Raw genomic sequence first — 21,691 nt, 5'->3', positions numbered from 1 at the left:
AGTTTACTGCGTTCAGGCTATGACGCAACATTTTCTAACCAAAATTTCAAGTATTTCATGAAAAATAGACGAATTTATTGAGTTTTTGCTCCGTTATGAGCAGGAAATTGGGGAGAAATGGATGAATCAGACGGCTGCGAGTTGTTGCCCTCAACGAGTTAAATACTTTGTGTTAATTTGGCAGGATTTGCGAACTACCTGTCGCATGCTCACCTAGTATGTGATACCGCCGACTATGTCGTAGTTCCCATCACAATACTTGGGAACTAATCTAGAACTGGCGGAGCAGGATTTTCGGAAGCAAGAACTCATACAACGAGTTTACCGCTTCATCGATTAAATCAGATGTGTCTGTGATCAGGGAGCAGGAGATACTCCGTTGGACGATGTGCGGTCGAGTTCCGATGTGGTCACCTATCACACTGGCAAAGCAGCGAAAAAGCCACTCGTTTCTCATCACATGCGTGCCCGTATTCGCCACGCGGCCTTTACACAAGCACCCGTTTGGCTAACGCAAGGGAGAATTTCTCGCGTTCGTTCAGATCGTGGCTTGGCCATGACGCAGCGATCAGTGGTGCTCCCCGATCTACCTGATGCGCTTGATGGGTTGAAAATTACCCACCTGAGCGATCTGCACATAGGTGAACTGACAACGACTGCTCATCTGCCGCAAATTATTGAAGCCGCGAAACGATGCGAGGGTGATCTTATTGCAGTAACGGGTGATTTTGTTGACCTGTCGCTGAATGTTCTCGATGACGTCATCGAAGCCCTTACTCGGCTGGAAGCACCTCTTGGTGTTTACATGGTTCCAGGAAACCACGATTATCTTTCCGATGGACCGGAGTTTGTTCGCCGCTTTCGCGGCGCCAAACTCAAACTCCTGCTCAACGAAGCTGTAAAGCTGATACGTGATGGTAAGACAATTTCGGTGGCAGGCATTGACTATGCGGATAAGCCTCATCATCTTGCCCGAATGGTTCACCGCACGATCCGAGTTACTCGGTCATCAACAAAAAGCGATTTATCCCTCCTGCTTGCGCATCATCCTGATGCTTTTGATCAAGCGGTTAAACAAGGAGTGGACCTGACACTTTCGGGGCACACGCATGGCGGACAATTTGTCCTTTCCAATAATCGAGGTAAAAAAGGATCGATCGGCTTGGGAAGCCTTGCATTTCGCTATCCACGAGGGCTTTATCAACGAGGTAACAGTTACCTTTACGTCAACTCCGGCGTGGGTAGCTGGTTTCCGCTTCGTGTGAAATGTCCTGCTGAGGTCGCATGTTTAACACTGCGCAGTCGTGCTCAGGACATCAATGAATCAAGCCATCCGTAGATAACTATTTGTGAGTGTAAGTTTGCGTCGGCAATCGGTGCTGTGGTTAATTTTTATCCGAAAGACCAATTTTTGAGTCCTTGCGATTGCCCCTTTCCGCAGACCCGCTATCATCGCTGCCCCACTGGGAATACATCACATGAAGATTCATGAATATCAAGCTAGGGAACTATTGGCGAAGTATGGCGTGTCTGTACCACCGGCAATTGTTGTTTCTTCAGGGGATGAAGCCGCCAAAGCTTTCACCGAACTGGCGAAAACCGGTGCGACGCTGGCTGTTGTAAAGGCACAGGTTTATGCAGGCGGTCGGGGTAAAGGAGGCGGCGTGAAGCTGGTGAGATCCGCCGATGAAGCCAGAAACGTAGCTCAGACCATCCTCAGCAAGCCACTGATCACTCCTCAGACTGGCCCTGGAGGCGTGAAGGTCTCCAAGCTTTTAGTCGCAGCTGGAGTGGACATCGCTAAAGAATATTATCTGGGCATGGCTGTCGATCGTGCTAGCGGAACGCCGGTTTTAATTGCAAGCAGTGAAGGCGGCGTCGAGATCGAAGAAGTGGCAAAAAAGAATCCCGACGCAATTATTCGCGAACGGATCGATCCCACCGCTGGCCTGAGACCCTATCAGGCAACTAAGGTTGCGTATCGTCTAGGGTTCAAGGGGGCGCAGGTTCGAGCGGCGGTAAAAGTCATGCAACAACTGGCTGATTTGTTTGTCAAAACAGATGCTAGCCTGGCGGAAATCAATCCCCTGGTTGTGACGAAACCGACAACCGCTAAGCCCGATGGCGAAGTGCTGGCTATCGATGCCAAAATCAATTTTGATGACAACGCCCTCTTTCGTCAGGCGGAAATCGCCAGAATGGCGGACCCCGCGGAAGAAGATCCGTTTGAAGCTCGTGCCCGCAAACATGAGCTTTCCTATATCAAGCTAGACGGTCAGATCGGCTGCCTGGTCAACGGCGCCGGCCTTGCGATGGCGACCATGGACCTTATCAAACTTCACGGGAAAGAACCTGCGAACTTTCTGGACGTAGGCGGCTCTGCTACCGAGGAAGCTGTGACGGAAGCTTTCCGGATTATTCTCGATGATAAAAACGTCAAAGGCGTTCTGGTGAATATCTTTGGCGGTATCGCCAAGTGCGATACCATCGCCCGTGCAATCATCACCGCTGCCAAACAGGTCGGGTTCAAGGTTCCTTTGGTTGTCCGCCTTGAAGGTACAAACGTCGAAGCTGCACGAAAAATACTAGCTGAAGCAAAGAATGAAATTCCCACCATGCAGATTGGTACGGACCTGACCGATGCTGCAAAGAAGATCACCAGTGCTGTCGCGGCATAACCCGATATGAAAGTCGAACCTTTTCTTGCCGAGCTGAACCGCCTGAGAAAAGATCTCGAAGGCGACAATATCGATATCGAGTGGCTAGCGGTGCACCACGCATTCGTATTTATTTCCTATAAATTAAACGACTTTCAAAAATATCTGGACGAAGCTGAAAAACGCGGTGAGTTCAAGGAATACCTTGAGACGCTGGATGATTAAACGGCAGTGCGAAAAAATATCAGGCCATTGGTATCCCCGACCGCACTTGGCCAGTTACACGCTTAGTTTTTCAGATTTAATTCATCCCGGTCGATTCGACCGTCTCTGAGACGCACCACACGCTGACACCGCTCGGCAACGGATTCGTCATGCGTGACCATGATGATCGTCAACCCTTGCTGGTGAAGACCGTCAAAAAGTTCCAACACCTGTTTGCCCGTCGTGGAATCAAGATTACCTGTTGGCTCATCAGCCAGAAGCAAGCTCGGTTCATTGACCAGTGCCCTTGCGATGGCGACGCGCTGTTGCTGCCCTCCGCTGAGCTCCGATGGCCGATGATCTCCCCTCTCATGCAGACCGACTCTTGCGATGGCAGCCCGTGCTCGATGTACCCGTTCATCATGCGGCACACCTTGATAAAACAAGGGCACTTCCACATTGTCGAGTACCGTCAATTGTGGAATTAAATTGAACGCTTGGAAAACAAAGCCTAACCGCTTACCACGGACGCGACTGATCTGCGTATCGCTCATACCTGCGACGTCTTCGCCGTCGAGCAGATATCGACCGGATGTCGGGCGATCAAGACAACCGATGATGTTCATCAGTGTGCTTTTGCCGCTGCCGGAAGGACCCATGATCGCCAGATACTGTCCACGCGGTATATCTAGATCAATACCGCGCAATGCGAACACTTCCGGGGCTTCGGCTCCTTTGCGATAAATCTTCTGCAATCGCTGAATCTGTGCGACCAACTCCATAGTGGCGTGTCTCGATGCTTACCTAAACAAATTCAAGTCATCAATCATCATGGCCGCACAACGGTGAGAGAATTAATGCTTATGAATCGTCTCGTCCACGGCATGCGTCGCGCGAATCGGATTCAGTGGTACTTTACTGTTGGGAGCCGCAAGGCTGTACGGGCTGCCCACGGTCGGGGTACACCACTTCACGGCATTGGCGATGACTTTCTGGACATTGGCGTCATGGTATGTGGGAAACGTCTCATGGCCGGGTCGAAAGTAAAACACCTTGCCTTTTCCACGCCTCCATGTGCAACCACTGCGGAATACATCCCCTCCTTCAAACCAACTGATCATGACAAGGTCTTCCGGCTCAGGGATGTCAAAGAACTCTCCGTACATTTCCTCATGTGCGATTTCGAAATATTCGCCCAAGCCGTCCGCTATCGGATGGCTGGGATTCACAATCCAGACTCGCTCCTGTTCAGCAGCTTCACGCCACTTCAGGCCGCATCCGGTACCCATGAGTCGTTTGAAAATCTTTGAGTAGTGTGCCGAATGAAGCGCGACCAGGCCCATGCCTTCCAGTACCCGCTTCTGAACCCGATCCACGATGACATCTTCCACTTTGTGATGCGCTGCGTGACCCCACCAGGTCAAGACGTCCGTTTCTGCAAGTATTTTTTCGGTTAAGCCATGGTCAGGTTGATCGAGTGTAGCTGTCCTTACCTGAACGGCATTACCCAGAAGTTTTTTAAGGCCCTCAGCTATCGTTGCGTGCATTCCGTCGGGATAGATTTTCTTGACGGCTGTGCTGATATGCTCGTGAACATTTTCGCCCCAGACAGTGACACGGGTGGGTCCAGCCATGATGATGCTCCGATACTGACGATCAACGTATCAACAGGGTGCAGTAGTTTTGTACGAATATTGCATGCTACCTGTTGGTTTTGGGTTGCACACAAGTCCTGAGCGGGTATCAGTCGGACGCCAGCTCGTGATTATCAACTCGTCTCACAATCCCATTAAGAAATACGATTTCTGCTGAGTTAGGGGCAGGTGTTGCGCGCGATATCACGCAGGGCGGATAAGCCTTCACCGATACCCCAAACGACTGCAGCAGCGATCAGCCATGCTGTATCCTGGGGCACAAACGTCTTGGTTTCACCAAATGTATCCACGATCGCCTTAATGCCCACGATCAGGCCGATCACAGCCATGACGCGGAGTACCCACGAAGCGATTAAGAGAGCGGTGTAGCCAGGTATCGGTCCCTGAGGCTGCGGTGCAGAAGCGGCATACGTCACCGGAACTGCAGCCGTATGAACCGCGGCATAGGCGGGCACAGGTTCAGGCTCTGGACCGGGGACGGGTTCAGGTTCTGGTTCTGGTTCCGGAGCCGGCGAGGATGCTATGGGATCGGCAAGTTCTTGCTCGAACGGTGATTCATCCTGCTCCGGAGGAGACTGGTCGGATGGGCTTACTTCCTCATGCTCTTGCCGTGGAGCCGGCTCTGATATTTCGACAGTCACCGGAGGTTTAGGCGTATCACTCCGTAACGGGATACCGGCGGGAGGCGACTTGGCGCGAGCAATCGGGATGTCTTCGATGCGTGGTGGAACCACAGGCGGCTTTGAATGTTCTTCGACTATTTCCGGTGCTGGCGGCTGAGTTTCTGCTTCGGAAACGGGAGTAACTATCGGTGGCGGGGTGACGGTTTCGACCGGTTCAGGTGTAACTGGCGCGATTGGTTCAACCGGCGGAGGCGGTACGTCTTCAACAGGCTGAGGTACAAATCGTTCAGCCACAACCTCTGGTTGAGGACGCACTTTTGCTATCGGGATCGAAGGCGGTGGCGGAGGTTGTTCCGACTCAACCTCTTCGTTTGACTGGACGGACGCAGCGGCGGGTTCTACCGGGGCTGATTCTTCATGAAATAAATCGTCTGGCAGAGTTTCGGGGCCTGCACTATTGCCGGCCGCAGCCGCAGCAAGAGCAGCAAGGGGATCGTCCTCGTCCTGATCCTGTGGCGATTCGGGTACTTCAACCGGCGGAGGCTTCGGTGGTGGGGAGGACTTGGTTTTAACAGGCGTAGCCGTCTTGATGGACGGACGACTTTCAGCAGGTGGTGGAGCTTTAGTTTTTTCGGGCGCAGATGCAGGAACTGGCTGGGGCTCTGTTGATTCCTCCGGCACACGCTGAGTCTCACCGCAACGAGGGCACTTTACCTTGCGCCCTTCCGTGCCATCGGGAACCTTGATCTTTGCGCTGCACGCTGGGCAGAGGAATCGAATAGGCATGGGTCTAAATCGGGTTTGAGGTCAAAGCTCAGAGGGAGTCGCATCAATAACGCGCGGCTCTGATGAACCCTGGTATCGCAACCAGAAGCCCTTTCTTCATAATCCAACGATACTGAAACCCGCGTCCACGTGAATTGTTTCACCTGTAACGCCACTGGAAAGATCGCTGAGGAGATATACCGCAGTATTGCCGACCTCTTCGCCTTCGATATTGCGACGAAGTGCGCTCTTGCGTTCCTGAAGATCAAACATTTCCTTGATCCCGCCGACCGCTTGAGCAGCTAACGTACGTAGCGGCCCACCTGAAATCGTGTTCACCCGAATCTTTTTTTCGCCCAGTTCCCACGCCAGGTATCGGGTAGTGTGTTCAAGCGCCGCTTTGGCTACGCCCATGATGTTGTAGCCGGGAATCACTTTTTCACCGCCGTAATACGTCATCGAGATGATAGACCCGCCATTAGGCGCAGGCATCACTTTGACCGCCCGCTGTGCCATTGCCAGCAGAGTGTAGGCAGAAATATCAAGTGCCTGGCTCCATGCGGCTCGCGTCGTCGTGTGAAAGTTGCCCAACTGGAGAAACGCACGATCAGCGAATGCGATGGAATGGACGATGAAGTCGATTTTTCCGTAATCCGCCGCAATTTTCGCAAACACCGCATCGAGATCTTCATCCTTCGATGCATCGCATGGCTGGAGCCACGTCTTGTCGGCTGGTACGCCCAGTTCCTCGATGGCGAGCCGGCAGCGGTTGGCCATCTTGTCGCCGGGCAGATGCGTAAATCCGCATTCCGCGCCATTGGCAAGGAGTTGCTTGGTGATAAAAGTTGCGTAACTGCGGTCGTTGGCAATGCCGAAAACAATGCCACGCTTGCCGGTCATGAGTCCCATGCGTCGGGCTCCCGTGGTGCTTGAAGATCACATAGCTGGAATCAGGATTGACACGGAAACCATACAGGTTCTCCGGCCAGCGATGTATTCCAACCTTAGCGATAAAACTCGATGATCAGGTTCATGTTCACATCGAACGGAACCTGATCGCTGGTGGGTACGGCTACGACACTGGCTGTCAGTGTCGATGGATCGAAGCTCAACCATCCTGGCGCCTGATGACCTGCGAGCGACTCCATGTTTTCGCGGACAACCTTCTGGATGCCCTCTTTGAGAGTGATGGTGTCCCCAACCTTGATCTGCGCGCTGGCGATATCAGTCTTGCGACCGTTCACCAGCACGTGCCCGTGATTGACAATCTGTCGCGCCGCCCAGATGGTCCTTGCCCAACCGAGACGACGGATCACGTTGTCTAGTCGCTGTTCGAGGAGGCGCAGGAGCACTTCGCCGGTGTTACCTTTAGCACGGCCGGCTTCTTCGAGATATTTACGAAATTGCCGCTCCAACACGTTATAGTGATAACGGAGCTTCTGTTTTTCGTTCTGACGAATGCCATAGTCCCGCAACCGACGGCCGCGGAATCCATGCATACCCGGCGGATTAAGCTGCCGCTTGGTGGTGTGCTTGGGGATGTCAGCAATTGGAACGCCGACGCGACGTGAGAGCTTGACCTTTGGGCCGGTGTAATTGGCCATAACTATCTTCCCATGCCTCAACCGGAATATCCGGGGCAAGGGCTCCTTAAATTGCTTGGGCGTGGCTACGCCGTCGCAGGTTTCAAGAACTTCAGAGCGGTCCATCCGCTCTGCGATTTCGAGCCAAACATTAGAACAGGTGACGATTGCAGGGTCAAATCCACGCCTTACATACGAAAGCCGCGGTAGCTGATTTATCCGACGTTAATGCACTACATCAGCCTTTTCCGCAGGTGGAGCAGGTAACTCGCTCTCATTCACCAATGCAGGGTCACGCCCCTCTTCGATCGCAGCGACTTTCAGTATTCGCCGGGCATGTCTTCCGCCTTCAAACTTAGTCGTCAGCCAGGTCTTGACGATTCTGTCAATAATCCGCAAGCCAAGCATGTCGGCAGACAGACAGAGAATGTTTGCATCGTTATGTCGTCGCGCCAGATCCGCACCGATCTCATCATGCACTAAAGCTGCGCGAATACCGTGCACCTTGTTGGCTGCGATACTCATACCGATACCTGTCCCACAGATCAGAATGCCGCGTTCAACCTCCCCCGATGCAACGGCCTTGGCTACCAAGTGGGCTGCATCAGGATAGTCACTGGCTTTATCGTTGCACTCCCCACGAAACTCTACTTCGTACCCCTGCTGCTTAAGCCAATCGCTCAAGTGGTTACGCACCTCCATTCCGCGGTGGTCAGCCCCGATCGCGATTTTCATTGCTGTTGTTCCTTAAGTCGCTGTGCGAGTCGGCGACGAAGCCTTTCCGCACATCGCTGATAGGTCGTCAAGTCGGAGCCCATGGGATCTTCGATATCCCCCCCAGGATCGAGAAGAACAGATTTCCCGTCCGCTGCGGGTGACATCGCTAGTACCGCCTGAAGATGCGCCCCGGTCATGCAATAGATTACATCCGCTTCATGAATCAATTCGGGAGTAAGTTGTCGTGAACGGTGCCGAGACAGATCCACACCGAATTTTTTCAAGGCCTCGACGGCTTCCTCCGCAGCGGGAGCGCCCGAGTGAGCCAGAGTACCAGCCGAGATCACACGCAATCCTGCAGGTTCCAGATCCTCTACGTTGATTCCTCGCTGCTGCGCAAGGAGCATTTTTGCCAGTCCCTCCGCCATCGGAGATCGACAGGTATTTCCGCTGCACACGACTAGCATCGTCCAACGCATAAGCTTCTGGATAAAGCGAGTGTCGTACACGCCTTCACGCTCAACCGTGATCTTCAATCCTCCCGGAGTTCCCGGCAACGGATAACGAACACGCACGACAGTTGACGGCTTCGCATAACGGCTGCGACCGCCGTCGATAATCAGGTCCACTTCTCCATCAAGCCTAGCCGCTGCTTCGGCTGCATCATACGGCGGATCTTCCCCTTGGCGATTCGCACTGCCCGCAATGACGGGAATACCCGATACGCCAAGAACTGCTTGCGCCAGCGGATGATCCGGGCAACGCAGGGATACGGTGTTCTGATGATACAGCCGTGTCGCGGCGTCGGGCGGCAATCCCAGATCACGGAGTTTGATGCGGATCACATCATCACTCACATCAACCATCAGTGTTACGGGGCCGGGAAATACCTTCTTGATTAATCGTCGCAGCATCGGGCTCGATGTGTCGATATAGCGTTCCGCAGCAGCGGGATCAGGCAGGTGCACGGTAAACGGCCTGCCTTCCTCCTGCGATTTGAGTTCACATAATGCCCCATATCCTTTGAGGCTCAGTGAAGACGCTCCCACTCCATATACCGTTTCCGTCGGGAATACCACGAGACCGCCCTGTTCGAATATTTCACCAGCTCGGCGAGCTGTAACAGCGACAGTTTCAGAGGCAGCAGGGATGAGAGTAGATACGGGCACAAGACAATTATTAAACGTCACCTCAATGGGGGCAAATCGCGGCGGACAGGGTAAGATGATGTGCCTGTATTTCGATACTGAATTCTCTCGGAGGCAGACAAATGAAGGTTCCTATGGGCAAGGTCGAGCTTGAAGTCGGGAGCAAATATTTCGACCTCAATCTCCGCGAAAGCAACGATATTCTAGGTGATCCCACCGCTCTGCGTCAGCGGATGAAGGAGGATGGTTATCTGTTTATCCGGGGCCTTCAAGACCGCGCCAGCGTCCTTCGCGGGCAGCAAAGAATCCTTGAGTTTGTCGCGGAACAAGATGCAATCGCACCAGGCACAGCACTCAATGACGCCATCGTCAATCCAAACGGCAAGTATCCCCGCACAATGGGACAGCCTGTCATAACGCATGACCCGGCGGTCAGATCGGTTCTTGAAAGTAAAGAGATATTCGAGTTTTTTAACCGCTACTTCGGCAAGCAACCACTTACGTTTGATTACAAATGGCTGCGCTGCGTCCGAAATCCTGACCATACCGGTGCGCATATCGACATCGTTTATATGGGCCGAGGCAGCACGGAAAATCTGTACACCTGTTGGACGCCGTTCCAGGATCTTTCCCTCGACATGGGCACGCTGGCACTGTGTGTCGGCTCACATGATGGAGGAGGGTTCACCAAGCTGCGTGATACATACGGCCGCATGGACGTGGACCGCGACCGAGTCGGCGGATTCTTCAGCGACGATCCAAAAGAATTGGTGGACAAGTTTGGGGGAAAGTGGCGTACAACTGAACAGTTCCGTGCGGGCGACGTGCTTATTTTCGGCATGTGGACGATGCACGGCTCGTTGAACAATCAGACGAACCGATGGCGAATAAGCTGCGATACCAGGTTTCAACCTGCTGATGAACCCGTTGATGATCGCTGGATCGGAGAAAACCCCAAGGCCCATTACGCTTGGCTTGTCGATCCCGATAAGGTAGTGCCAATGGCAAAGGCACGAAGTAAATGGGGTGTGTAACCGACGCGCGTTGCAGGCCTACCGGTTGAATGTCGGAATCAATTGATAACTGCTGCTCCGCTTCTGGGGCACGTAAAAGCATAGACAAGGAACTACGCCATGCTTGTAAAAATGGGAACTCGAGAAATCGATCTGCCCGGCAAGTACATCACAGATGATCTGCGTGCGAGCAACGACATTCTGAATGATCCGGCAGCATTGCGGGCGAGGGTGGAAGAAGATGGATACCTGCTCATTCGTGAATTTCACGATCCCGCCATGGTTCTTAATGCGCGGCGAGCTTTGCTCGAAATGGCTGCCGGTTCCAATGATCTCGACCCCTCCGCACCGTTGATGGACGCGGTTATTCATCCGCACCCCAAAGCCGGTGCCATGCGTCATAATTTCACGGGTAACCCGACGTTCCGCGCTCTGGTCGAGTCCCCTCGAGTTATGCGTTTTTTCGATCGCTTCCTTGACGGCAAGGCTATGACTTACGACTACAAATGGCTCCGTTTTGTCCCCACTGGCGGAACTACCGGAGCTCATTACGACATCGTTTACATGGGTCGTGGGACACAGCGACTTTACACAACCTGGACGCCACTGGGGGATATAGATATCGCAACGGGACCACTCTGTCTCTGTCTGGGATCACATCGGTTTGAGAAAATCAAACAGACTTACGGCAAGATGGATGTGGACCGCGATAATGTCCTTGGTTGGTTCAGCAATGATCCCATTGAAATCGTGGAAAAATACGGCGGCCGCTGGGCGACGACAGAATTCAAGGCGGGGGACGCGCTGATATTCGGGATGTATATGTTGCACGGCTCCCTTGCGAACACAACCAATCGTTACCGCATCTCCTGCGACACGCGATACCAACTTGCAGGCGATCCAGTTGACGATCGCTGGATTGGCCCAAACCCCAAGGCACACCTCAGCGAGTCGGAGCATACGGTCAAGCCCGTACCGATGACGGAAGCGAGGGCGAAATGGGGTGTCTAGCTCGCCACACCGTGAATGGTCATTCGTCCTGTGGTTCGACTTGTGTCACCACAGCGCGCAGATAGACATCCAGATACTTCTGACAGAAGAGTTTCAACATGACAGAGGCGTGACGATGATCCTCCGCCAGGAGACAAACGCGCAGATCGGTAAATTCTGAATCGAGCAGGATACAGAAACTGTCTTTTCGTTCCTCTGCGACAGTAAGTTTGTCGCGGTAATAAATGGAAAGCGCGTTGACGTTTGTCCCTCCGATACTCACCGTTGGACGCATATGTAACGCTTCATTATTCATGTAATGAATGTCGGAACACACGACCGGCCAAGCCCTCGTGTTCAACTTCATGCCGTACTTTTTCAGCTTGGCGTATATCTGACTGCGTAACTGGTACGCCAGTGGTCGGTCAAGATGTTCAGCTTGCAGACAAGTGCCGGTGACGATCAGAAGGAGATGTTCGGATTCCCCTGGTACAGCCATTAGTTAATCATAGCAGGGCATGTCTGACACTTAACTTGCCGATTCAGACGTTTCCGATCAGTACCGCAAGCAACGCCTTCTGAGCGTGAAGCCTGTTGTGCGCTTCCGGGAAAACTCTGCTCTGAGGCCCGTCCAGCACATCGTCTGTAATCTCGACATTTCGATACGCGGGAAGGCAATGCAGCACAATCGCATGCTTAGGAGCTCCGGCAAGCAACTGACGATTGACCTGATACTCGCCGAATACTTTTTTCCGTTGCGCAGCTTCCGCTTCCTGGCCCATCGAAACCCATGTGTCGGTGTAAATAACATCCGCACTGCGGACCGCTTCCATGGGATCCCGAGTCATTACAAAGTTCATATCGGGAGACTGTGACATGATTCGATCGGCTTCCTCTCCCTGGAGTTCATAACCGGGAGGACTGGCGATGATAAAGTTCATACCCAGCTTGCCGCAGATCGTTGCGAGGCTGCGTGCAACATTGTTGCCGTCACCGATGTAAGCGACGGTTCGTCCCGTGACATCTCTGCCAAACTCATCCATGACTGTCATCGCATCCGCCAAAACCTGGCAGGGGTGCGAGAAATCGGACAACGCATTAATGACCGGCACCGTGCTGAATTGTGCGAAGTCGAGCAGCTTTTGATGCTCAAAAACTCTGGCCATGATCCCCTGCACCATGCCGCTGAGAACTCTCGCTACATCGGCGGCAGATTCACGCTTTCCAATGCCGACTTCAGAGTTAGACAGAACAATTGCATGTCCGCCAAGTTCGAGCATTGCCTGCTCAAAGCTGACCCGTGTCCGAAGACTGGGCTTCTCAAAGATCATCGCTAGTGTCTTGCTGCCCAAGATCGCATCGTTAGGTTTACCCTGCTCGCGTTCGGCGCGCAATCGAAAGGCTACATCAAAAATATGCTGTAATTCAGCATCAGTCGCATCAGTAATGGAAATGAAGTGTTTCATGGCAACAGCTTGACTACGTGGATCCATCCATGCCGGTGCTAAAGGACGATTTCTGTCCCAATACCCGTATTCGTATAAATCTCAAGCATCAACGAATGCGGGATACGGCCGTCGATGATGTGTGTCTTGGGAACACCGGCTTCGATTGCCGTTATGCATGCTTCCACTTTGGGAAGCATTCCGGCGGTGATCACCCCTTTATCGGTCAATTCGTCAATCTGTTTTCTGGTCAAGGTACTTGCCAGGCTTTTGGCATCATCAGACGTACGAATGCCGTGAGTATCGGAAACGAGGATCAGCTTCTCCGCCTTAAGCGCCGCTGCGACGTGTCCCGCTACGCTGTCTGCATTGATATTCAGCCGCCCCCCGGCTGAATCTCGACCCACCGGAGCAATCACGGGGATGTAATCAGCTTCGAGGAGTGCCAGGATTAATCGAGCATTGATCGACTCGACCTCACCAACGTATCCGATATCTACTTTGCGCCCCCCGCCTTCTCCGGGGACCTCGAGAAACATCCGTCTGCCAAAAACAACCGCGCTGCCAAGCGTGTGCAGTCCCATACCCTTATGCTCAAGACGGTTGATTTCATCAACAATTGACTTATTCACTTCGTTGACCAATACGTGTTCGACGATCGCCAGCGTGCGTTCATCCGTGTAACGCCGACCTTGAACAAATTGCGCTTCCAGTCCCGCCTTCTTCATTGCGTCCGTGATGCTCTTGCCCCCGCCATGGACGATTACCGGCCGTAATCCCACCGCATCCATGAAGCAAATGTCCATGATGAGGCTGTTAAGCGTTGCTGGCTCGTCCATGATGGAGCCGCCGACTTTTACAACAACAACTTTGCCTTCGAACCGTCGAATGTATTCGTGCGCTTCGACCAGTGCGGCTGCTTTGGTAATCGCATCTTGCATGGTTGTCGGTATTGCTCCGTAAAACGGTATCCCCATCCAGAACACACGCCGCAAGCTCCCATTCTGAGCTATTCGAGTGAACTGAATGGATCCGGGGGAATCGGCGAGTTTAGCTACGCGCAATGCGCCATGCAAAACGACTGGTACGAGTAAGGCAGTACTCCATACTGACAAGAAGATTTACCCAGCGACTCTCGCTCGTGATATAGTCTGTTGTAGTTGCCTGCTGGTGGAACTCATCCACGGAGATATAGCGATGCGGCGCAAAATCGTTTGGATCACACTTGGCATGACCATGGCGTTCTGGTTCGGCTGTGCTGGCCAGGACGGAGAACAAAATTACAAAGAACTTGAGAACGGACCACGTGAACCAGTGATGCAGCCGGAAAGGTCTATCGGTGGCCCCAATCCTGCTGACCCGCGAGGTGATGCGACCTCAACGGAAAGCCAGCCGTATCGGGAAACCTCCGCACCCATTTCGACACTGCCTGTGGCTGCAGATACATCTTCCGAATCATCATCGGAGATGCACGTCGCGGATCAATCAACTGTACAGTCAATCAACTCGTCTGCTAATGGGGTTACGGTCGCGTCCTCCAACGTCCTTGACCGCTCTGATTGGCCGCGGATAACTGTTACTCCGAACGCTTCAGGGTTGCGCACCCATCCCACCTATTTCAGCGACGGCGTATCGGAAGTAAATGCACGCACCCTTGACACAACAGCGGATACTGACACGCAACTCACCGCAGCACTTGATGGGGCACACTCGAAGACGCTTAACAAAGCTGATATCGAAATTCTCTATTTACTCCCACTGGAATTCAGTCGGGATTTAGTTCTCATGCCATTGCGCGCAACTCAAACTCTGCCGTGGGAACTCCAGCCAGCCCATGTATCGACAACAACCGCAACGGAAGTGAATCAAGGTGCGGCTAACGACATTTCGACAACACATCCTGAAGCGCAGCCGTAACACGTGTAATGACAGTTTCGAGCGGAGCATCGATTTTCGCTCCAGCCGCTCTGGCGTGTCCTCCGCCTCCGAACTGGCCTGCGATTTGGGTCACATCTATTGCGTTCGGTCCCGGCTTACTACGAAAGCTCAGTCGCACGGGTCCTGGAGGCATGTCTTTTTCTACCGGTGGTTCAGTAATCAGCACAACAACCTGAACTGATTCAACCATCTGTGGTATATCAACGAAACGCTCAGTCTCTTCGATGAGTGATCCCGTTTCTGCAAAATCATTGCTGTGCAGCACCATCACCGCAGCTCGATCACGTGAAATCAACCGTAGACTGGATACCGCACGGATGAGCAATTGCAGTTTTTCCGGCCGTTCCGTCTGTTCAAGTTTCTGAAAAAGTGCAGCATGATCAACTCCTCGCCGCAGAAGCTGTGCTGCCAGTTCATGTGTCTGAGGGCGAGTATTGGAATATCGAAACCATCCTGTATCTGAAGCGATACCAACAAACAAGGCCTCGCAAACGATGGGATCAAGCAGAGTATCGATTGAGATTTCTGTCTGATTTGCGATCGATTCGATCAGTTCAGCGATGATCTCACATGAAGATGCAGCGTGGCTGTCGATGTAACGATGTGCGGCTTCCACGCCACCTGTCAGATGGTGGTCGAGAATAAGCGTGCGATCAAGTCTTTTCGTGAGGAAGTCTCGTGCTGGAAGGAGTTGCGACCAAGCTCCGGTGTCCACGATGACGTAGAGATCGGCTTGAGGCCACTGGGTTACCTCTTCAATAACGATTGCTTGGTCGAACCCCGCGAGTGAGCGAAAACTCGAGTGTACCGGCGGCATAAAACATGCGTAAGTCTCCGCGCCAGTACGGCGCAAGGCATTGGTAAGCGCAATAACCGCACCATAGGCATCGCCGTCGGGTTTGGCGTGAGTCGTGACCACTACACGCTTGCTGCCTACCAGCAGAGCTCCCGCCGCTTCACGGCTAAGATTGGAAACATAATCGCTCATGTGTAATACCTGGTACGGTTCTTCAAGTCGTTAGATCACAATACTGGACTCGAAACCTTGTTTATCCCCGCATCGCACGGAAGGTTAGTCCCTCTCGTTCGATCACGCCATAGAGAAATACGAGCGATATCCCGCATGATCTGACGCTTAAGTGCGTCGATACTGGGAAACGGCTGCTGGTCTCGAACCCATTGGTCAAATACAACCTCAATCGTTTGACCGTAAAGATCATCCTGAAATCCAAGCAAATGCGCTTCGATTAAGCGATGGTGTTGACCAAAGGTCGGTTTGACCCCAATACTTATGGCTGCTGTAAATTCTGCTCCTGATTTCAGTCTGACACGGCCGGCATAAACACCATCCGCAGGTAACGCACGCCCAAGCATGGGCGCAGGATCGAGATTCGCTGTTGGAATTCCAATGATCCTGCCTTGTTTGTTTCCAACGATAACATTTCCTGATATTGAGAATGGTTGACCGAGGCAGCGTGTCGCATCTGCCACACGGCCTTGTGCAAGTAGCCAACGGATCAGGGTACTGCTGACCGGAGCAACGAGCTGATCAGAAAGTGAAACTTGAATCTTATCCAGCAAATAGGTTGAAAAGCCCAACTTACTGCTGAGCTGTTGGAGAAGGCGGACGTCACCCGCGCGGTTATGTCCAAAGCGAAAATCGGCACCTTCCACCCACGCCACGGGACGATATCGTTCGACAACCTGGGCAACAAACTGTTCCGCAGTTAAGGTCAGTACTTCGGGGGTGGGTGCCAGAACAACAACTTCGTTTACGCCAGCAGCACGAAGTGCTGCCAACCGTTGGTCACGATCCATGAGACGAAGCGGCTCGAATCCCGGCCTGAGTACTGATGCGGGAGACGGGTAAAAAGTCATCGCCACGACCTTGGCCCCGACCTCTTGCGCGATTTCAGCCGCTCGCGACACGATTCGTCGGTGACCGACGTGCATGCCGTCAAAGTTACCGATGGTGATGACCGTTCGTTCAGCCATGATTATGCATTGACGAACTTCATGACCTGTTCGACATTCTTTTTCCCACCAATGATAAGTGGCGTACGCTGGTGCAGACTGTCAGGTTTCACGTCCAGAATTCGTCCTTTGCCATCGGTCGCTGTCCCCCCTGCCTGTTCCGCAATGAAGGCGAGTGGGTTAGCTTCGTACATTAACCGCAATTTCCCCTCCGGGTTCTTTTTCGTCGGGGGATAAAGGAAGACTCCGCCTTTGAGAAGAATGCGATGAAAATCCGCAACAAGTGATCCGATGTAGCGCAAGCTGCATGTGCCGCCGTCAGCGTGCTTCGCCCAGTCTAAATATTTCTGATAACCATCCGGGAAAGTGGCGCGGTATGCCTCATTACAACTGTATTGGTTGGCATAAGCAGGCATTTTGATGTTTTCTCTAGTCAAGACATAAGCACCGATGGATGGATCGAGTGTAAACATATGCACCCCATGACCAGTGGTGTACACCCCTACCGTGCTGGACCCATAAACGACATAACCTGCCGCGAGCTGCCGGGTGCCTGGCTGAAGTACACTCTGGCTAACGTGATTTTCTCCTTTTATTCGTTCAAAGACGGTAAATATGGTGCCGACTGGAACATTCGCATCGATATTCGATGATCCGTCGAGCGGATCAAACATCACGATATATTTGCCGCCGCGTCCGAGTTCCTGCACGACCTTCGGTTCATTGTCTTCTTCGCTGGCGATGACGCCGACATTTCCGCGGTAACCAAGTGTCCGTTTGAGTGAATCGTTTGCGATGACGTCAAGTTTCTGCTGGACCTCACCCTGAACATTTTCCTTGCCTCCGCCGTTGGCTTCGCCGAGAACGTCCACGAGTCCAGCGCGACGGACACTGGCGGAAATAATTTTCGTCGAAAGCGTGATGGCACTGAGCAGCCAACTGAACTCCCCCGTCGCCGTCGGATGGGATATTTGCGCCTCAATGATGTGTTGCTGCATCGTAACGATGCCGCCATTTTTGATAATTGGCATAATTCTTAGCTCTCTGACTCCGTCAAATCCGCGATTTGAGTTGCCGTTTATTGTGAGGCAACATGTTCACGCCACCAGTTAATAGTCTGCCTGAGCCCCTCTTCAAACAAAACTTCTGCCTGCCAACCGAGCAGACTCTTTGCCTTAGTCGTATCGAGGCAGCGTCTCGGTTGACCGTCCGGCTTACTGGTATCCCATTCGATGCGACCTTCAAACCCGCAGAGTTGAGCGATCAGTGTTACCAGATCTTTGATGGTGATCTCACGTCCCGTGCCAAGATTAATGGGATCGGGAACAGTCATTCGTTCAGCAGCGCGGATGATGCCCTCCGCCGCATCCGTGACATAGAGAAACTCACGGGATGCTGATCCCGTACCCCAACAAACGATTTTGTCATCCCGTCTGATGCGGGCTTCCTCGCATTTTCGGATGAGCGCAGGAATTACATGCGAAGTGTGTGGATCAAAATTGTCATACGGCCCGTAGAGGTTTACAGGCACGACAACGGAACTGTTCATTCCGTACTCGCGTTTGTATCCATCAAGCATGACAAACAGCGCTTTCTTGGCAATACCGTAAGGAGCATTGGTTTCTTCCGGATAACCGTTCCACAGATCGGACTCGTTAAAGGGTACCGGAGCAAACTTGGGATATGCACAAACGGTTCCGGTTTGCACAAACTGTTTGAGACCGTGCCGCCGGCCGTGCTCGATGAGGTGAATCCCCATCGCCATGTTTGCAAAAAAGAATCGCCCCGGATGATCCCGATTCGCACCGATTCCGCCGACTTCAGCAGCTAGATGAAGCATGACGGATGGCTTAGCTTGTGCATATAGTCGGACGACATCCGCCTCACGGGTTAGATCAAAATCTTTACGGCGAGGAACAAAGATTTGCTCTGGCCGAACCCCTCTTTGACGCAACTTCTCAACAACCTGACGCCCCAGAAAGCCAGCGCCGCCAGTGACGCACACTCGCTCTTTAGACCAGTCCATCAACTCCATCTCCACTTTTGCTTCGAGTGATTCTAACGGTCAAATGGTCTGACTCAGAACGATTGCATCAAAAGGTATCCGGTGAAGGTTATCACTCACAATCAAGTTTTATGGAACGTGATAAGCCGCGACCAAGAATGCAGTCCCTGACCGTACGTTGCTTATCGGCGTTTCGTCTGACATTCTCCAACACTACAAGAGCAGACGTGCCAGCCGCTCACGCCTCCATGCGACTCATAACTTATACAACGTTATTGATATCGTTGAAGTGACACACGCATCACAGCTATACGAGTCAAGTCAGTTTTCCGCGGGGGTTGATACTGAGTGCCCCGCACGGATCAAGGTTCGCTCGCGTTCTGCCAGATCGAGATCAGCATCCACCATCATGCCGACCAGTTCATCGAAACTCACCTTCGGATTCCAGCCCAGAATCTTCCTGGCCTTGCTGGCATCCCCCAGCAGCAGATCAACTTCTGCTGGGCGGAAATATCGCTTATCGATCTCGACAAAGTCCGCATGATCCAGTCCGACACGAGCAAATGCTTTTTCACAGAATTCTCGAACCGCGTATGTCTCTCCCGTGGCGATGACAAAGTCATCCGGTTTGTCCTGCTGAAGCATCAGCCACATCGCTTCGACATAATCACCTGCGAAGCCCCAGTCACGCTTGGCATCGAGGTTTCCCAGATAAAGCTTCTTCTGGAGTCCGCACTTGATGCGGCCTACGGCACGGGTGATTTTTCGCGTTACAAACGTCTCGCCGCGACGCGGACTTTCGTGGTTGAAAAGGATCCCGCATGAAGCATGTAGATCGTAGCTTTCGCGGTAGTTCACGGTGATCCAGTGAGCATAGAGTTTAGCCACGCCATAGGGAGACCGCGGATAGAAAGGCGTCGTTTCCCGCTGAGGTGTTTCTACAACTTTCCCATAAAGCTCGCTGCTTGACGCCTGGTAATACCTGATCTGATAACCACTGCTCTCCTGATAATCACGTACCGCTTCCAGGAGGCGAATCGCACCCAGCCCGGTGGCCTCTCCGGTGAAAATGGGTTGATCAAAGCTCACCCGTACGTGACTTTGCGCACCGAGGTTGTAAACCTCAGTGGGCTTGGTTTGCCGAACAAGCTTTGATAAACCGTTTGCGTCACTGAGGTCCGCATAGTGCAAGTGCAGCCGCGCCCCGCTCTCGTGCGGGTCTCGGTACAGGTGATCGATACGATCCGTATTGAAAGAGCTGGATCGTCTGATCAGTCCATGTACCTCATAACCTTTACCTAGCAGAAGTTCTGCAAGATAGGAGCCGTCTTGTCCTGTAATACCTGTGATAAGTGCGCGTCGTGGATTCATGGACCGTGCGGCTCCGTTCAACCATGGGAAGCAGCGACCCACCAAGTCGCTTCTTAATATGTCGGCTCAAGGATACCGGACGTTGAGCCGTTGAAGATCGATCTCCTACGCCGACTTCAACGAGTCAGAACGTAGGCCAGAATGTCCGCATTGATATATCGTGCATTTTGAATCTCATTACCTCCACAGCAGCAGCAGTTACCCCCCGCGTTCACTGTGTCGTTTAGGCCGAAAGGCGAATAGATCATCGCCAAGCGACCTTCTATCTCGATGCCGTAAATGACGACTTTTTCATCAGTCGCCTGGCGGGTCTGAAGATTGTCAATATCAAACAGAGTATGAAACACCGCGTGATCCAATGTCAATGCCTTCAACTTCTTGTCGTAATCCTTCGGCATTACCTGTTTCATTGCTGCTTCGAAAGCTGATGCCCATTCGCCGCTGGAGCATCCACTGGAAGCGAGGATGAAGCCCCCCTTTTTGATATATGCACGGAGGTGTTCCACCTCTTTATCAGAAAGCTTGAAGTCACCTTCGCCGGACATGACCACAAAGGGGTAGGAAAACAGTTCCTTGCTGTCGAGGGCAACGTTTTTAAATTCACGTTTGACTTTTAATTCCGTCTTGCGTGCGACATCATCTAGAAAGCCTGCTGCAAAACATTTACTTCCATGACCATTGCCATAGGACAGCATTCCAACTTCGATTTCACGTTTGTCTTTATCTTCCGTCTTGTTGGATCTGGAAGCGACCTCTGCACGAGTGATTGATAACATTCCTGCTGTTGTCAGCATGAAGACCGCGAGGACAGATGCGATGAGTTTGATGGACACGAGATTTTCTCCAACGAGCTTTCAGTGAATGATGATAGCCAAAGACAGTCGCTCCGTATCTCACGCCGCGGATTGAGACGATGATATTTCCTACAATGATGTTTTGGGAGTAATGGCATGGCCAAAAAAACATCGTCGCAAACAAACTATGTTGAGGTTGGATTACCAGCCCCTGCTTTTGAACTCAAAGATCAAGACAACCGAACACATCGGCTGAAAGATTACCGGGGGTGCTGGCTCGTGCTTTATTTCTACCCCAAGGACAACACCTCAGGTTGCACGGTGGAAGCGTGTAAATTTCGTGATGCGATCGCGACAATAAAAAAGCTCGGTGCCGAAGTACTCGGCGTAAGCCCCGATGATCAGAAGTCGCACCACAAGTTTGCCACAAAGTTCAGTCTTCCCTTTTCGCTTCTGGCCGACACAGAAAAATTAACGAGCAACGCCTACGGTGTATGGCAAGAAAAGAGCATGTATGGCCGCAAATACATGGGCGTTTCACGTACCACGTACCTGATTGATCCGCAGGGAAAAATTGCGCACCGCTGGGAAAAAGTGAAAACGGCTCAGCACGACCAGGAAGTACTTGACAAACTCAGAGAATTACAAAAATCTTAACCTCAATTGCTGAGTTTGATTTGAAATCAACTAGTCGTCTCAACGAGGATTGGCACCACTCTCGAGAACTTCGTTAAAGACGTCCTATTCCTCGAAATGAAAATCCGAACTCGTCGTTCTTCTTTAACGTACCTATGATTGGGGAGGTGTTG

The 21,691-nt window shown here is 52.4% G+C and carries 23 protein-coding genes; 7 read left to right on the top strand and 16 right to left on the bottom strand.

Features of this window, described 5'->3' with window-relative positions:
• The first annotated feature begins 556 nt into the window (after window positions 1–556).
• The 3 genes from IT444_08490 to IT444_08480 all read left to right on the top strand — a co-directional run bounded on the left by IT444_08490 (window position 557) and on the right by IT444_08480 (window position 2,882).
• Window positions 557–1,339, top strand: coding sequence for a metallophosphoesterase (locus IT444_08490; GenBank protein ID MCC7192803.1), 783 nt, complete (start codon window positions 557–559; stop codon window positions 1,337–1,339).
• A 139-nt stretch (window positions 1,340–1,478) separates the two neighbouring features.
• Window positions 1,479–2,678: an ADP-forming succinate--CoA ligase subunit beta gene (sucC, locus tag IT444_08485; GenBank protein ID MCC7192802.1), complete on the top strand. Its 1,200-nt coding sequence runs from the start codon at window positions 1,479–1,481 to the stop codon at window positions 2,676–2,678.
• 6 nt (window positions 2,679–2,684) lie between these two features.
• Window positions 2,685–2,882, top strand: a complete 198-nt coding sequence (locus IT444_08480; protein MCC7192801.1) for a hypothetical protein — start codon at window positions 2,685–2,687, stop codon at window positions 2,880–2,882.
• A gap of 62 nt (window positions 2,883–2,944) precedes the next feature.
• Here the strand turns inward: IT444_08480 and IT444_08475 are convergent, their stop codons facing one another.
• From IT444_08475 to IT444_08445, 7 genes are all read right to left on the bottom strand, one after another.
• Window positions 2,945–3,643, bottom strand: coding sequence for an ABC transporter ATP-binding protein (locus IT444_08475; GenBank protein MCC7192800.1), 699 nt, complete (start codon window positions 3,641–3,643; stop codon window positions 2,945–2,947).
• 72 nt (window positions 3,644–3,715) lie between these two features.
• Window positions 3,716–4,495 carry a ThuA domain-containing protein gene (locus IT444_08470; protein MCC7192799.1) on the bottom strand — a complete coding sequence of 260 codons (780 nt, stop codon included), beginning with the start codon at window positions 4,493–4,495 and terminating at the stop codon, window positions 3,716–3,718.
• A 179-nt stretch (window positions 4,496–4,674) separates the two neighbouring features.
• Complete coding sequence (locus IT444_08465) at window positions 4,675–5,925, bottom strand: hypothetical protein (GenBank protein ID MCC7192798.1); 1,251 nt, start codon at window positions 5,923–5,925, stop codon at window positions 4,675–4,677.
• A gap of 96 nt (window positions 5,926–6,021) precedes the next feature.
• Window positions 6,022–6,813 carry an enoyl-ACP reductase gene (locus IT444_08460; GenBank protein MCC7192797.1) on the bottom strand — a complete coding sequence of 264 codons (792 nt, stop codon included), beginning with the start codon at window positions 6,811–6,813 and terminating at the stop codon, window positions 6,022–6,024.
• A 95-nt stretch (window positions 6,814–6,908) separates the two neighbouring features.
• Window positions 6,909–7,508 carry a 30S ribosomal protein S4 gene (gene rpsD / locus IT444_08455; GenBank protein MCC7192796.1) on the bottom strand — a complete coding sequence of 200 codons (600 nt, stop codon included), beginning with the start codon at window positions 7,506–7,508 and terminating at the stop codon, window positions 6,909–6,911.
• Between the two features lie 204 nt (window positions 7,509–7,712).
• Entirely contained in the window at window positions 7,713–8,222 is a 510-nt protein-coding gene (rpiB, locus tag IT444_08450; protein MCC7192795.1) for a ribose 5-phosphate isomerase B, read from the bottom strand.
• Complete coding sequence (locus IT444_08445) at window positions 8,219–9,373, bottom strand: Sua5/YciO/YrdC/YwlC family protein (protein MCC7192794.1); 1,155 nt, start codon at window positions 9,371–9,373, stop codon at window positions 8,219–8,221. Before IT444_08445 ends, rpiB begins: the two co-directional genes overlap by 4 nt.
• A gap of 101 nt (window positions 9,374–9,474) precedes the next feature.
• On the opposite strand from IT444_08445, the gene IT444_08440 reads away from it, so the two are divergent.
• Both IT444_08440 and IT444_08435 read left to right on the top strand, forming a co-directional pair.
• The gene (locus tag IT444_08440) at window positions 9,475–10,386 is read left to right on the top strand and encodes a phytanoyl-CoA dioxygenase family protein (GenBank protein ID MCC7192793.1); all 912 of its coding nucleotides are present in this window, start codon (window positions 9,475–9,477) and stop codon (window positions 10,384–10,386) included.
• Window positions 10,387–10,485: 99 nt separating this feature from the next.
• Window positions 10,486–11,376 (top strand): phytanoyl-CoA dioxygenase family protein, encoded by an 891-nt coding sequence (locus IT444_08435; protein MCC7192792.1) that lies wholly within the window; start codon window positions 10,486–10,488, stop codon window positions 11,374–11,376.
• 19 nt (window positions 11,377–11,395) lie between these two features.
• Here the strand turns inward: IT444_08435 and IT444_08430 are convergent, their stop codons facing one another.
• The 3 genes from IT444_08430 to argB are packed head-to-tail and all read right to left on the bottom strand — an operon-like array spanning window position 11,396 to window position 13,741.
• Window positions 11,396–11,854: a hypothetical protein gene (locus tag IT444_08430; protein MCC7192791.1), complete on the bottom strand. Its 459-nt coding sequence runs from the start codon at window positions 11,852–11,854 to the stop codon at window positions 11,396–11,398.
• Window positions 11,855–11,897: 43 nt separating this feature from the next.
• Window positions 11,898–12,821, bottom strand: coding sequence for an ornithine carbamoyltransferase (gene argF / locus IT444_08425; protein MCC7192790.1), 924 nt, complete (start codon window positions 12,819–12,821; stop codon window positions 11,898–11,900).
• Window positions 12,822–12,859: 38 nt separating this feature from the next.
• Window positions 12,860–13,741: an acetylglutamate kinase gene (argB, locus tag IT444_08420; protein ID MCC7192789.1), complete on the bottom strand. Its 882-nt coding sequence runs from the start codon at window positions 13,739–13,741 to the stop codon at window positions 12,860–12,862.
• 289 nt (window positions 13,742–14,030) lie between these two features.
• Between argB and IT444_08415 the strand changes: the two genes are divergently transcribed.
• Window positions 14,031–14,717 (top strand): hypothetical protein, encoded by a 687-nt coding sequence (locus IT444_08415; protein MCC7192788.1) that lies wholly within the window; start codon window positions 14,031–14,033, stop codon window positions 14,715–14,717.
• On the opposite strand, the gene IT444_08410 is transcribed toward IT444_08415, so the two are convergent.
• The 6 genes from IT444_08410 to IT444_08385 all read right to left on the bottom strand — a co-directional run bounded on the left by IT444_08410 (window position 14,677) and on the right by IT444_08385 (window position 20,921).
• Entirely contained in the window at window positions 14,677–15,726 is a 1,050-nt protein-coding gene (locus tag IT444_08410; GenBank protein ID MCC7192787.1) for a DHH family phosphoesterase, read from the bottom strand. The genes IT444_08415 and IT444_08410 overlap by 41 nt on opposite strands.
• Window positions 15,727–15,761: 35 nt before the next feature.
• On the bottom strand, window positions 15,762–16,691 hold the full coding sequence (gene ribF, locus IT444_08405; GenBank protein MCC7192786.1) for a riboflavin biosynthesis protein RibF: 930 nt from the start codon (window positions 16,689–16,691) through the stop codon (window positions 15,762–15,764).
• 44 nt (window positions 16,692–16,735) lie between these two features.
• On the bottom strand, window positions 16,736–17,743 hold the full coding sequence (fbp, locus tag IT444_08400; GenBank protein ID MCC7192785.1) for a class 1 fructose-bisphosphatase: 1,008 nt from the start codon (window positions 17,741–17,743) through the stop codon (window positions 16,736–16,738).
• A gap of 47 nt (window positions 17,744–17,790) precedes the next feature.
• Window positions 17,791–18,741 carry a GDP-L-fucose synthase gene (locus IT444_08395; GenBank protein MCC7192784.1) on the bottom strand — a complete coding sequence of 317 codons (951 nt, stop codon included), beginning with the start codon at window positions 18,739–18,741 and terminating at the stop codon, window positions 17,791–17,793.
• A 297-nt stretch (window positions 18,742–19,038) separates the two neighbouring features.
• Window positions 19,039–20,088: a GDP-mannose 4,6-dehydratase gene (gmd, locus tag IT444_08390; GenBank protein ID MCC7192783.1), complete on the bottom strand. Its 1,050-nt coding sequence runs from the start codon at window positions 20,086–20,088 to the stop codon at window positions 19,039–19,041.
• Between the two features lie 116 nt (window positions 20,089–20,204).
• On the bottom strand, window positions 20,205–20,921 hold the full coding sequence (locus tag IT444_08385) for a DUF4159 domain-containing protein (GenBank protein MCC7192782.1): 717 nt from the start codon (window positions 20,919–20,921) through the stop codon (window positions 20,205–20,207).
• 117 nt (window positions 20,922–21,038) lie between these two features.
• On the opposite strand from IT444_08385, the gene bcp reads away from it, so the two are divergent.
• Window positions 21,039–21,539 (top strand): thioredoxin-dependent thiol peroxidase, encoded by a 501-nt coding sequence (bcp, locus tag IT444_08380; protein MCC7192781.1) that lies wholly within the window; start codon window positions 21,039–21,041, stop codon window positions 21,537–21,539.
• The last annotated feature ends 152 nt before the right edge of the window (window positions 21,540–21,691 follow it).

The organism is Phycisphaeraceae bacterium (assembly GCA_020851465.1).
GTDB lineage: Bacteria > Planctomycetota > Phycisphaerae > Phycisphaerales > Phycisphaeraceae > JADZCR01.
The sequence above is the reverse complement of the archived record's forward strand: the minus strand, read 5'-3'. Positions and strand labels throughout refer to the sequence as shown.